At 62.3% G+C, this 12,344-nt stretch carries 10 protein-coding genes; 3 read left to right on the top strand and 7 right to left on the bottom strand.

Annotation, left to right across the window (positions count from 1 at the left end):
* Positions 1-32: 32 nt before the first annotated feature.
* Positions 33-1,181, top strand: a complete 1,149-nt coding sequence (locus AC4PS7_RS12965) for an aldose epimerase family protein (protein WP_010211209.1) — start codon at positions 33-35, stop codon at positions 1,179-1,181.
* A 53-nt stretch (positions 1,182-1,234) separates the two neighbouring features.
* Here AC4PS7_RS12965 and araH read toward each other — a convergent pair whose 3' ends face one another.
* The 7 genes from araH to AC4PS7_RS12930 are packed head-to-tail and all read right to left on the bottom strand — an operon-like array spanning position 1,235 to position 9,572.
* The gene (araH, locus tag AC4PS7_RS12960) at positions 1,235-2,203 is read right to left on the bottom strand and encodes an L-arabinose ABC transporter permease AraH (protein ID WP_010211211.1); all 969 of its coding nucleotides are present in this window, start codon (positions 2,201-2,203) and stop codon (positions 1,235-1,237) included.
* Between the two features lie 9 nt (positions 2,204-2,212).
* On the bottom strand, positions 2,213-3,715 hold the full coding sequence (gene araG / locus AC4PS7_RS12955; protein WP_256454703.1) for an L-arabinose ABC transporter ATP-binding protein AraG: 1,503 nt from the start codon (positions 3,713-3,715) through the stop codon (positions 2,213-2,215).
* Positions 3,712-4,716: a substrate-binding domain-containing protein gene (locus AC4PS7_RS12950; protein WP_492179461.1), complete on the bottom strand. Its 1,005-nt coding sequence runs from the start codon at positions 4,714-4,716 to the stop codon at positions 3,712-3,714. The genes araG and AC4PS7_RS12950 overlap by 4 nt, the downstream gene beginning before the upstream one ends.
* A gap of 37 nt (positions 4,717-4,753) precedes the next feature.
* Complete coding sequence (locus AC4PS7_RS12945) at positions 4,754-5,617, bottom strand: SMP-30/gluconolactonase/LRE family protein (RefSeq protein WP_021493340.1); 864 nt, start codon at positions 5,615-5,617, stop codon at positions 4,754-4,756.
* A 36-nt stretch (positions 5,618-5,653) separates the two neighbouring features.
* Positions 5,654-7,234: an aldehyde dehydrogenase (NADP(+)) gene (locus tag AC4PS7_RS12940; RefSeq protein ID WP_042571520.1), complete on the bottom strand. Its 1,581-nt coding sequence runs from the start codon at positions 7,232-7,234 to the stop codon at positions 5,654-5,656.
* A 10-nt stretch (positions 7,235-7,244) separates the two neighbouring features.
* The gene (gene araD1, locus AC4PS7_RS12935) at positions 7,245-8,234 is read right to left on the bottom strand and encodes an AraD1 family protein (RefSeq protein ID WP_042571519.1); all 990 of its coding nucleotides are present in this window, start codon (positions 8,232-8,234) and stop codon (positions 7,245-7,247) included.
* A gap of 15 nt (positions 8,235-8,249) precedes the next feature.
* Positions 8,250-9,572 carry an MFS transporter gene (locus AC4PS7_RS12930; RefSeq protein WP_021493343.1) on the bottom strand — a complete coding sequence of 441 codons (1,323 nt, stop codon included), beginning with the start codon at positions 9,570-9,572 and terminating at the stop codon, positions 8,250-8,252.
* A gap of 192 nt (positions 9,573-9,764) precedes the next feature.
* On the opposite strand from AC4PS7_RS12930, the gene AC4PS7_RS12925 reads away from it, so the two are divergent.
* Both AC4PS7_RS12925 and AC4PS7_RS12920 read left to right on the top strand, forming a co-directional pair.
* Positions 9,765-11,501, top strand: coding sequence for an IlvD/Edd family dehydratase (locus AC4PS7_RS12925; protein WP_010211220.1), 1,737 nt, complete (start codon positions 9,765-9,767; stop codon positions 11,499-11,501).
* Between the two features lie 48 nt (positions 11,502-11,549).
* Entirely contained in the window at positions 11,550-12,272 is a 723-nt protein-coding gene (locus tag AC4PS7_RS12920; protein WP_010211221.1) for a FadR/GntR family transcriptional regulator, read from the top strand.
* Positions 12,273-12,344: the final 72 nt, after the last annotated feature.

Below are 12,344 nucleotides of genomic sequence, written 5' to 3'. Positions count from 1 at the left end.
TTCCACCCAAAACAACAAAAGGAAGTTCGACCATGAAGCACCCTCGTTACCTGCTCTCCGGCCTCGCCCTGTCCATGCTGGTCGCCAGTGGCGGCGCCCAGGCTGCAGGCCTTACCAGCGAGCACAAACCTTTCGGTAAAACCAACGACGGCACCGCCGTCGAACAGTACGTGTTGCGCAACAGCCATGGCATGCAAGCCACGGTGATTACCTACGGCGGCGTGTTGCAGTCGCTGAAGGTGCCGGACAAGCACGGCAAGGTCGAGGACGTGGTGCTGGGCTTCGACGACGTGCAGGGCTATCAAAGCGGTACGGCGTTTTTCGGCGCGACCATCGGGCGCTTCGGCAATCGCCTCGCGGGCGGTGCCTTCGAGCTCGACGGCAAGCGTTACCAGGTTCCGCTCAACGATGGCCCCAACTCGCTGCATGGCGGCGCCCAGGGCTTCGACAAGCACGTATGGAAAGCCACGCCCGTCAAGGCCAAGGACTCCGTGGGCGTGACCCTCACCTACCTGTCCAAGGACGGTGAAATGGGCTTCCCCGGCAACCTGAAGACCGAGGTCACCTACCGCCTCAACGACAACAACGAACTGCACATCGATTACACCGCCACCACCGACAAACCCACGGTGCTCAACCTCACCAACCACAGCTACTTCAACCTCGCCGGTGCGGGCAATGGCGACATCCTCAAGCAAGTCGCTACCTTGCATGCCAGTCATTACACGCCGGTGAATGCCACCTTGATCCCTACCGGCGAACTGGCACCTGTCAAAGGCACGCCGATGGACTTCCTCAAGCCCACGCCGATCGGCCAGCACATCAAGGACGATCACCCGCAGCTCAAATTCGCCGAGCCGAAACAGGGAGGGTTCGACTTCAACTGGGCGCTGGATACCAAAGGTGATGTGAAACAGCTTGCGGCCGAGGTGCATGATCCTGAGTCCGGACGGCGTTTGCAGCTGTTTACCACGGAGCCTGGGGTGCAGTTCTACACCAGCAACTTCCTGGATGGGTCGGTGAAGGGCAAGGCTGGGAAGACCTACCTGCACTGGAGCGGGTTCACGCTGGAGACCCAGCATTTTCCAGATGCGCCCAACCAACCCAAGTTTGCCTCGACCCGCCTGAACCCAGGGCAGACTTACACCCAGAACACCGTCTTCAAATTCTCCGCCGATTAAACCTTAGGGAGCGGGCTTGCCCGCTCCCACATTTAGTCTTCACAGGGCATGACTCAGCGTTGCTTCATGCGGTCGATGACGACGGCCAGGAGCAGGATCGAGCCGCGGATCACGTACTGATAAAAGGTGTCGATGTTCTTCAGGTTCATCGCATTCTCAATGATCGCCAAAATCAACACACCGGCGATCACGTGGCGGATCATCCCAACCCCGCCGCTCAGCGACACCCCGCCCAATACGCACGCCGAAATCACCGTCAGCTCGAAACCCTGGCCAATCATCGGCTGGCCGGAAGTCATGCGCGACGCCAATATCACTCCGGCCAACGCCCCGATCACCCCATGCACGGCAAAGATCAGGATCTTGGTGCGGTCCACATTCACGCCCGCCAGCAACGCGGCTTCCGGATTGCCGCCGATGGCCATGGTGTTGCGCCCGTAAGTGGTGTAGTTGAGCAGCCAGCCGAAGAACAGGAAGCACAGGATAGTGATCAGGATCGGCACCGGCACGCCCATCAGTTGGCCATTGCCGAAGACAAAGAATTGATCCTGGGACACCCCCACCGCCTTGCCGTTGGCAAAAATGTAGGCCAGGCCACGCACGATTTGCATGGTCGCCAAGGTGGTGATCAGCGCATTGACCCGCAGCTTGGCGATGACGATGCCGTTGATCAGCCCTACCATCAGGCCCATCAGCAGCGCAGCGCCAATGCCGAGCATGACGCTGTCGGTGTCGCGCATCACAATCGCCGCCACCACGCCGGCGCAGGCGATCACCGAGCCTACGGACAGGTCAAAGTGCCCCGACGCCAGGCAAAACAGCATGGTGCAGGCGGCGATGCCCACGGTGGAAATCGCCAGACCCAGGCCGCGCATATTCAGGGGTGAGAGGAAGTTGTCGATCAGCAAGGCGCACAGCAAAAAGATGCTCACGGCGGCCAGCAGCATCGCCCAGTTGTCCAGCAAGGCGCGCAGGTCAAGCGGCTTGCGCGCGGTGGGCAGCACGTTGTGTTGAGTGGTCATAGTCGTCTCTCAGTTCGCCACGCTGCGCGGCAAGGCCAGTTGCAGCAGGTTGGATTCAGTCGCGTGCTCACGGGTTTGTTCGCCGCGCAGCGCGCCTTCGCACAGCACCAGGATGCGATCGGCGATGCCCATCACCTCCATCAAGTCGCTGGACACCACGATCACCGCAATGCCTTGGGCAGCCAGGTTATGGATGATCTGGTAGATCTCGGCCTTGGCGCCGATATCGATGCCGCGGGTGGGTTCGTCCAGCAGCAGCACCTTCATCGGCATCGACAGCCAGCGGCCGAGAATGGCCTTCTGCTGGTTGCCGCCGGAGAGGTACATGATTTTTTGCGCCGCGTTGGGTGTCTTGACCTTCATGGCGTTGATCTGCTGATCGGCGTTGCCCTTCTCCCAGCCTTCACGCAGCAACCAGCCGAACGTGGAATGGGCACCGCGTGCGCTGATATTGATGTTCTCGGCGACACTGGACAGCGGAATGATGCCCTCCTTCTTACGGTCTTCCGGGCACAGCAGCACGCCGGCGGCGATGGCGTCCCGTGGTGACTGCAAGTGCAAGGGCTCGCCGCAGAGCTCCAGTTGCCCGGCGCTGGCACGTTCCAGGCCGCTGAGCAGGCGGAACAACTCCGTCCGCCCTGCGCCTACCAGCCCGAACAGGCCAAGAATCTCGCCCTTGCGCAAGTTGAAACTGACCGGCTCACGCAGACCGGGGCCCAGCAGGCCGTCGACCTTGAGCGCCACTTCGCCGTGCTCACGCGGACGGTAGTCGTAGATGTCCTGGATATCGCGACCGACCATGCACGTCACCAACTGGTCATGGGTCAGCGCGCTCATGTCCTCGAACGTGCGCACGTAGCGACCGTCCTTGAACACCGTGACCGCGTTGCAGATGCGGAACACTTCTTCCATGCGGTGCGACACGTAGAGCACCACTTTGCCCTCATCGCGCAGACGCGCGATGATCGCCATCAAGCGGTCGATTTCGCGCGCGGAGAGGCTGCTGGTGGGCTCGTCGAAGGCGATTACATGGGCGCCTCGGGACAGCGCCTTGGCGATTTCCACCAGTTGGCGCTGGCCCAGGGACAGACGCCCGAGTTTCTCGGCCGGATCGATTTCATCCGCCAGGCCCTTGAGGCAAGCGAGGGCCTGCTTGCGCAGGAGCCCCCGGTTGACCACGCCGAAACGCGACGGTAAATGCCCGAGGAACAGGTTCTCGGCCACGCTCATTTCCGGCACCAGATGCAGTTCCTGATGGATCACCGCCACACCGCTGGCAATGCTGTCGGCGGCGCTTTTGAAGGCCATGACCTGCTCGCCGATGTGCAGCGTGCCGCTGTTGGGAATGTAGGCGCCGCCGAGGATCTTCAGCAGCGTCGACTTGCCCGCGCCGTTCTCGCCCATCAGCGCGTGCACCTGCCCAGGGTGGGCGCTGAAGCTGATGCCATCCAGCGCCTTGACCCCGGGGAAGGTTTTGCCAATGCCATCAAATCGCAAGGCAGCAGCGGTCATTGCCACAGCCCGATCTTGGTCAGTTCGGCCTGGAAGTTCTCACGGGTGATCAAGGTCACCTCATCCATGGCGGTGTATTTGGCAGGCTCGGTGCCTTTGGTGACCCACTCGTACATCATCAGCGCCGTGTTATAGCCCTCGATATGGGGGCTAGGCAGCATCGAGCCGAAGAAACCACTGCTTGGCTTTTTCAGTTCGCCAATGGCGTCGGTGCCATTGATGCCGATGCCGATCACGTTGGCCGCCTTGAAGCCGGCGCTTTCGGTGGCGCGCACGCCGCCCAGCACGGTGTTGTCGTTCATGCCGCCGATGATCAGGTTTTTCGCGCCACTGGGCAGTTTCACCAGGGCCGAATTGGTGGCGTCCATGCTGCCTGGGACATCCAGGGTTTTGGCGGCAGTAAACAGGATGTGATCCTTGGGAATACCCGCTTCCTCCAGGGATTTGACCGAACCATCGGTGCGTTTTTTACCCGTGTCGAGCTCGTTGAAGGTGTTGATCACCGCATAGGTGTCCTTCCAGTCCCAGCCGCGTTTTTTCGCTTCGGCGGCCATGGCGGCGCCCTGCTTCTGGCCGACTTCGAAGGCCGCCATGCCCAGATACGGCACGCCCTCCATGAAGTTGCCCTTGGCATCCACGAATCGGTCGTCCACCGCGATGACTTTCAAGCCGTTGGCCTTGGCCTTGGCGACGATGGCCGGGCCGAGGGAAACGTCCGGCGGGCAGATCACAAAACCCTTGGCGCCGTTGGCAGCCAGGCTGTCGATGGCCGAGAGGGTTTTCTCGCCGTCGGGCACGGCGATCTTGATCACGGTGAAGCCATGTTCCTTGCCGGCTTTCTCGGCAAAGGCCCATTCGGTCTGGAACCACGGCTCCTCGGCCTGTTTGACCAGGAAACCGATTTTCACTTCCTCAGCGGCCAGCAGCAGCCCGCTCAAACTCATGGCCGAGACCGCCACAGCGGCGCAGCACAGGGAACGCAAACCACGACGACGATTCATACGGGTGACTCCTTGTTGTTGTTTTAAGTCTTGGGTTTTATCCAGCAAAGCGATGACAGGGTTTTCCAGGGACATCAACTTCCATGGCCAACACCGCACCGTCCAAGGGGTGATCCAAGGGACTGGCGGCGCTGGTGATGTACAGGGTGGTGAGGTTCGGGCCACCCAATACGCAACTGGTGGGACGGCTGACGGGCAGTTCGACGATGCGGTCCACTTCGCCGTCGGGCGTGAGGCGCAGCAGGCAACTGCCGTCCCAGCGGGCGTTCCAGATGTAGCCGTCAACGTCCATGGCCGAGCCGTCCGGCCCGCCGCGCTCGTGTGGGCCGAACCAGGTCTGCGCTGGGGCGAGTTGGCCGTCGGGTTGGATAGCGTGCCGGTACAGCGTGCCGTCCAGGCTGTCGCCGAAATGCACGTGGCGGCCGTCATCACTCCACAGCAAGGTGTTGGGAATGCCCAGGCCGCTGAGTAACGGCGTGACCTGCGCATCTGCATCTATGCGAAACAGGCCACCGGAACGTCGGGTGATGGGCAGGTCTTCACCCTGCTCGCCAATGTTGTTCTGCATGGTGCCCAGCCACAGGCGGCCGCTGGCATCGCAGCGCGCTTCGTTGCCGCGGTTACCCGGTTGCGGGTCCGCTACGCACAGCAGCGTCAGGGCTTCAGTGGCCAGGTCGAGCCGATAGACGCCACTGCTCAGGGTCACCAAGGCATCGCCGCTTTCACACGGGATGAACGCCGAGACATGCTCGGGCAACTGCCACACTTGCAATTGCCCGCCCATCAGGCGCAGCGCCTGTTTGCCGGCGATATTGACCCAGTACAGCGCCTGGGTCGGCGCATCCCAGAACGGCCCCTCGCCCAATTGCGCACGGTGCGGGGTAACGGCGATACACGACATGATGCCTCCTGAATTTTTATTGTTCTCAGGTGTGCGTTACAGCGGGTCGCGAGATGGCGTGCCATCCACCAGCCGCTGGATACGCAACGGGTTGGCGTTTTTCAACGCGTCGGGCAGCAGGCTATCAGGGTAATTCTGGAAGCACACGGGGCGCAGGAAACGGTCGATGGCCAAGGTGCCGACCGAAGTGCCACGGGCGTCCGACGTCGCCGGGTACGGCCCACCGTGCACCATCGAATCGCAGACCTCCACACCGGTCGGGTAACCGTTGAGCAGGATGCGGCCGACCTTCTGCTCCAGCAGGGGAGTGAGTTCGGCGAACTGTTGCAGGTCGGCCGGCTCGCCAATGATCGTTGCTGTGAGCTGGCCGTGCAGGCCGTGCAACGCGGCGCTGAGTTGGACCTGGTCGGCGACTTCGACGAACACCGTGGTGGGGCCGAAGACTTCTTCCTGCAGCACTTCATCGCCGTCGATCAATAGGCGTACATCGGCCTTGAACAACTGCGGTTGCGCTTGGTTACCGGCCTGTCGGCTGCCCGCCAGGTGCTGGATACCCGGATGAGCCAGGAGTTTCTCCAGTCCTTTGCCGTAGCTGCTCAGGGTGCCGGCGTTGAGCATGGTCTGTGCCGGTTGGTCGCCGATCAATTGGGCGACTTGTTGGGTGAACGCGGTGAATTCAGGCGATGCGACACCGATCACCAGACCAGGGTTGGTGCAGAACTGGCCGCAGCCCTGGACGACCGATGCCGTCAGGTCACGCGCGACGCTTTCGGCCCGTGCTTTTAACGCCTGGGGCAGCACAATCACGGGGTTGATACTCGACATCTCGGCAAACACCGGGATCGGTTGCGGGCGCGCTGCCGCCATGTCGCACAATGCACGGCCGCCCTTGAGCGAGCCGGTAAAGCCGACCGCCTGGATGGCCGGATGCTTGACCAGTGCTTCACCGACACCGCCGCCGAAGATCATATTGAACACACCCGCCGGCATCTCGGTGGCTTCGGCCGCGCGGATGATCGCATCGGCGACGCGTTCTGCCGTCGCCATATGCCCGCTGTGGGCTTTGAACACCACCGGACAGCCTGCCGCCAGCGCGGCGGCGGTGTCGCCGCCCGCAGTAGAGAAGGCCAGGGGAAAGTTGCTGGCGCCAAACACGGCCACCGGCCCCAGGCCAATGCGATATTGACGCAAATCCGGGCGCGGCATGGGTTGGCGGTCAGGCAGCGCTTTGTCGATGCGCGCGCCGTAGAAATCACCCCGACGCAACACGGTGGCGAACAGACGCATCTGGCCGCTGGTACGCCCACGCTCGCCCTTGATACGCGCGGCCGGCAACGCGGTTTCGCGACAGACCAGCTCGACAAATTCATCACCCAGCGCGTCCAGCTCATCGGCCACTGCGTCCAGGAACTGCGCGCGGCGTGCCGCACTCAACGCGCGGTAGGCAGGATAAGCCTGCGCGGCAGCCTTGGCGGCGGCGTCGACTTCCTGGGGCGTAGCCTGGTAGAAATGCTGCGGCAAGGCTTCACCGCTGGTGGCGTCGACGCTTTGCAAGGTGACGCTGCCGTTGGCGCTACGCTGACCGCCGATGTAGTTGTGGCCGAGGAACGAGGTCATGTTTTTCTCCTTAAAGGGTAATGACGTTGCCGGGTTCGAAAGCCGCATCACTGCTGCCAACACGGTTGACCAGCGGCGCACCGAACTCGGCCTGGCTGATTTCGAACACATCGCCCGGCTGGGTACGGATACCGTCCGCGAACGACAGCGTGGCGGTGCCGAAAAAGTGGATGTGTACGTCGCCAGGCTTGAGGAACTGACGGTATTTGAAGTGGTGGTATTCGAGGTTCTCCAGGCTGTGGCACATATTGGCCTCGCCGCTGAGGAATTCGTTCCGCCAGATTTCCTCACCGTTACGCACGATACGGCTGGTGCCCGCCAGGTGCTGGGGCAACTCACCCACGCGCAACTCCGGGCCATAACTGCAACTGCGCAGCTTGGAATGGGCCAGATACAGGTAGTTCTTGCGCTCCATGACGTGGTCGGAGAATTCATTGCCCACCGCGAACCCGACACGATAGGGCTTGCTGTCCGGGCCGATGACGTAGAGGCCACCGATCTCCGGCTCTTCACCGGCATCCTCGGCAAACGGCGGTACCGGGAAAGCTGCGCCGGGGCGCACGACGATGCTGCCGTCGCCCTTGTAGAACCACTCGGGCTGCACGCCCGCCTGGCCGCCCGCGGGCTTGCCGCCCTCCACGCCCCACTTGAAGATGCGCATGGTGTCGGTCAGTGCGGTGTCGTCTCCGGCCTGGTGCATCTTGTCCCGCGCAGAGGCGCTGCCCAGGTGGGTCAGGCCGGTGCCGCTGATCAGCATATGCGCCGGGTCCGGGTGGTCCAGCGGCGGCAGGATCTTCAGGTCGGCCAGCAACGTGGCGTAGTCGTGACTGTCGCCCAGGCCGAGGTTATTGACCTGTTGTGCCAGGCCGACGCCGGCTTCGATGGCGGCCAGGGCCAATTCGCGCACGCTGCGTGCCGTCTGCACTTCACGCAGGCTATCGCCCTCTACCACGCCGACCCGGCGTTCGCCGTTGCTTAACTCGAACTGAACTAAACGCATGAAACTTCTCCCAGATTAAGTACGTGTAGCGCCACGGGCACTGGCGGCGAATTGGTCGGCAGGCAGCACGTGCTTGCGCTCCAGCAAGCGGTAGACCACGAAGGTCAAGACCAACCCGAACACCATCACCCCGGACAAAAAGTACAAGCCCGACGCCAGGTTGCCGGTGTATTCCTTGAGCGCACCGATCACGAACGGGCCGATATAGCCACCGAGGTTGCCCACCGAGTTGATCAGCGCAATGCCCGCCGCCGCACTGGCGCCGGCAAAAAAGCGCCCCGGCAAGGTCCAGAACACCGCCGTGCAGGAAAACATCGCGAACGCCGCCAGGCACAGCGCCGCCATTTGCAGCAGCGGCACGCTCAACCAGGCACTGAAGAACAGGCCGATGGCACCGAGCACATAAAGCACCGCAAGATGACCGTAGCGATCATTCAACCGATCGGAACTGCGCGGGATGATCAGCAAGCCGATGATGCCGAAGATATACGGCACGGCGGAGATGAAGCCGGTGGTGAGGTCGCTGCCGCCGAATTGCTTGATCAGCGTCGGCAACCACAGGCCCAGGCCATAGATGCTCAGGGTCACCGGCAGGTAGAACAGCGCCAGCAGCAACACCCGCTTGTCTTTCAGGGCATGCAGCGGGTTGCCGTGGCGGGTCTGGCCGTAGGCTTGCAGGTCTTTGGCGAGCTCTCCGGTGAGCCAGGCCTTTTCGTCCTCGCTCATCCAGGTGACCTGCTTGGGGCCGTCCGGCAAGTAGCGCAGCACCGGCCAGGTCAGCAGGATCGCCGGCGTGCCGATCACGATGAACAGCCACTGCCAGCCATGCAGACCAAGCATCCCGTCCATGCCCAGCAAACCACCGGACACCGGGCCGGTAATCATCATCGCAATAGGCTGGGACAGGATGAATAGCCCAAGGATCTTGCCGCGATGGCGCACCGGAAACCATTGGGTGATGTAGTAGAGAACACCCGGAAAGAACCCCGCCTCTGCCGCGCCGAGCAGAAAGCGCATCACGTAAAAGCTGTGCGGCCCCTGCACGAAGGCCATGCCGATGGTGATAGCGCCCCAGGTGATCATGATGCGTGCAAACCAGCGCCGTGCGCCAAAGCGGTCGAGCATCAGGTTGCTGGGGATCTCGAACAGGAAGTAGCCAATGAAGAACAACCCCGCGCCCAGGCCATAGGCGGCGTCGCCGATGCCGACGTCGGCGCCCATGTGCAGCTTGGCAAAGCCCACAGCGGAGCGGTCCACGTAGGCGATCAGGTACAGCAGGATCAGGAAGGGAATCAGTTTCAGCGTGATGCGCCGAATAAGCCGCAGTTCCTGGCTCATGGGGTCGATCTCCGATTGTTGTTTTTATAGAAGCTCGGGGGACGCCTCTCGCGGAAATCCGCCAGGGTCATACCTCTGTTGAAGCCGACTATATAGTATGACTATTTACAAAACAACTCTTCCAAAGCAGCGTTTTTGCGCTTATGTTTAAGCACGCATAGAACATATAGTCATACAATAAGAGAATCGATCATGCCTGATAAAAAGCCCGGCCTACGCTCTGCCCAGTGGTTTGGTACCGCCGACAAGAACGGCTTCATGTACCGCAGCTGGATGAAGAATCAGGGCATTGCCGACCATCAGTTTCATGGCAAGCCAATCATCGGCATCTGCAATACCTGGTCAGAGCTGACCCCCTGCAACGCGCATTTCCGCCAGATTGCCGAGCACGTCAAACGCGGCGTGATCGAGGCCGGCGGCTTCCCGGTGGAGTTCCCGGTGTTCTCCAATGGCGAGTCGAACCTGCGCCCTACCGCGATGCTTACCCGCAACCTGGCAAGCATGGACGTAGAGGAAGCAATCCGTGGCAACCCGATTGACGGCGTGGTGCTATTGACCGGCTGCGACAAAACCACCCCCGCCCTGCTGATGGGCGCGGCCAGTTGCGACGTGCCAGCCATCGTCGTCACCGGCGGGCCGATGCTCAACGGCAAGCACAAGGGCCAGGACATTGGCTCGGGCACAGTGGTCTGGCAGCTCAGTGAACAGGTCAAGGCTGGCACGATTACGCTGGATGATTTCCTCGCGGCCGAGGGCGGCATGTCACGCTCGGCAGGCACCTGCAACACCATGGGCACCGCGTCGACCATGGCCTGCATGGCCGAGGCGTTGGGCACTTCCCTGCCCCACAACGCGGCGATTCCGGCGGTGGATGCACGGCGCTATGTGCTGGCGCATATGTCGGGCATGCGTGCGGTCGAAATGGTGCGCGAAGACTTGAAGCTGTCGAAGATCCTCACCAAAGAGGCGTTCGAAAACGCGATCCGCGTGAATGCGGCCATCGGCGGTTCGACCAACGCGGTGATCCACCTCAAAGCCATTGCCGGGCGCATCGGCGTCGAACTTGACCTGGATGACTGGACCCGCATCGGCCGTGGCATGCCGACCATTGTCGACCTGCAACCCTCGGGCCGCTTCCTGATGGAAGAGTTCTACTACGCCGGCGGCCTGCCCGCCGTGCTGCGCCGCCTCGGTGAAGCCAACCTGATCCCGCACCCGAATGCCCTGACCGTGAACGGCAAGTCCCTGGGCGAGAACACCCAGGACTCGCCGATCTACGGCCAGGACGAAGTGATCCGCACCCTCGACAACCCGATTCGCGCCGATGGCGGCATCTGCGTGTTGCGCGGCAACCTTGCGCCGCTCGGTGCGGTGCTCAAGCCGTCCGCCGCCAGCCCGGCACTGATGCAGCACCGAGGTCGTGCGGTGGTGTTCGAGAACTTCGACATGTACAAGGCGCGCATCAATGACCCGGAACTGGACGTGGATGCCAACTCGATCCTGGTCATGAAAAACTGTGGCCCCAAGGGTTACCCAGGCATGGCCGAAGTCGGCAACATGGGCCTGCCCGCCAAGCTGCTGGCCCAGGGCGTGACGGACATGGTGCGGATTTCCGATGCGCGCATGAGCGGCACCGCATATGGCACGGTGGTGTTGCACGTGGCGCCAGAGGCTGCGGCCGGCGGGCCGCTGGCCACGGTCAAGGAGGGTGACTGGATCGAACTGGACTGCGCCAACGGCCGCTTGCACCTGGACATCCCCGACGCAGAGCTGGCGGCACGCATGGCCGACCTGGCGCCGCCGCAGAAACTCATCGTCGGCGGCTATCGCCAGCTGTACATCGACCATGTGCTGCAGGCCGACCAGGGCTGTGACTTTGACTTCCTGGTGGGTTGCCGCGGGGCGGAAGTCCCAAGGCATTCCCACTAATTGGGATGCTATGATGCGGCGAATTCAAGCCAGAGCCTCCCTGTAGTCATGGATCACCAGCCGTCCAAGCCGCGCAAGAGCCAGCATGCCCAGATCGTTCAGGACTTGGGCATGCACATCGTTTCCGGTCGCTTCAAGCCTGAAGAACGGCTGCCCATGGAGGCCACGCTCTGCGAGGAGTACAAGGTCAGCCGCTCGGTGTTGCGTGAGGCTACGCGGGTGCTCAGCGCCAAGGGCCTGGTGTATTCCAAGCCACGGGTGGGCGCGGTGGTGCGGCCTCGGTTGAAATGGCACCTGCTCGACCCGGACGTATTGTCCTGGTTGATGCAGTCCACGCCCCACAGTGAGTTCTTCAACACGTTGGCCGGCGTGCGACGCATCCTCGAACCGGAAATCGCCGCCATGGCTGCGACCACCGCCACCGATGAAGACATCGCCACCATCGAACAAGCCTACCTGGGCATGGAAACCGCGCAGACCCACGAACAGCTGCTTCAGGCCGACCTGGACTTCCACCGCGCGATTGCCGACGCCACCCGCAACGACCTGCTGGCCTACATGTGCAATATGCTGTCGCTGCCGTTGCGCGAGTCGATCAATATCACCAACCGCCGCCCGGACATCCAGGGCCTGAGCCTGCCCCGGCACAAGGCGATTCTCACCGCAATCCAGAACCGCGACGCGCTGGGCGCGCGGCATGCGTCGCTGGTGCAGTTGGATGACACGCGGGTGGCGTTGGATACGGTGATGAATGTGCTGACGCCGCTCTGAAGCGGGAGCCGGCAACCGGGCTTTATCGGGTGTAACTCGATCCAAATGTGGGAGCGGGCTTGCTCGCGAATG

This window comes from Pseudomonas sp. DW-iso3, assembly GCF_058725305.1.
This window is presented reverse-complemented; position numbering and strand designations above follow the sequence as displayed.